This window comes from Cognatundibacterium luofuense, from assembly GCF_018139685.1.
GTDB lineage: Bacteria > Pseudomonadota > Gammaproteobacteria > Burkholderiales > Burkholderiaceae_D > Undibacterium > Undibacterium luofuense.
The window spans coordinates 1-454 of record NZ_JAGSPN010000146.1; the positions used below are offsets into that span (position 1 = coordinate 1).

The window sequence follows — 454 nt, forward strand, 5'->3', positions numbered from 1 at the left end:
AGATTTTGATTGAGTTGCGCGACCAGTTGGTTGTAGCGAGATAAAGCCACCTCGTCAGCAAAAATCAGCTTCTGATTTTCGAATTTAATTTTCCCCAGGTTTTCCTGACAGAGATTCAACAGCTGCTTACGCAGCTCTATCGACTTCCCGGTCAATTCCATTAATTTCATGGAATTTTCTATGCTAATCATTGCCTCACGTTCATTTTGTGCCCGCATAAGCTGCTTCTCGTTGGCGGGCATCGGGATATTATTTAAATCTTCAAAATAATTTTTCTGTAATTTCTCTATGAGCGGAGCGCGCTGATCGATAATGCTTTCTGCTGTCAGCAGATTCAGTTGTGCTTGCTCCAGCGCGGTGCGTGATACCAGATTTTGCGGATCGAGGATTTTGTTGAAATCAGTACGCTGGAATTCCTGAGAAAATTTAGACTCAATCTGGTTCATTTTTTTGT

1 protein-coding gene is annotated in these 454 nt (G+C 42.1%); it reads right to left on the bottom strand.

What is annotated here, in order from left to right:
• Positions 1–454: hypothetical protein (locus KDM89_RS19750; RefSeq protein ID WP_212689594.1), on the bottom strand; the 454-nt coding region annotated here is incomplete at both ends.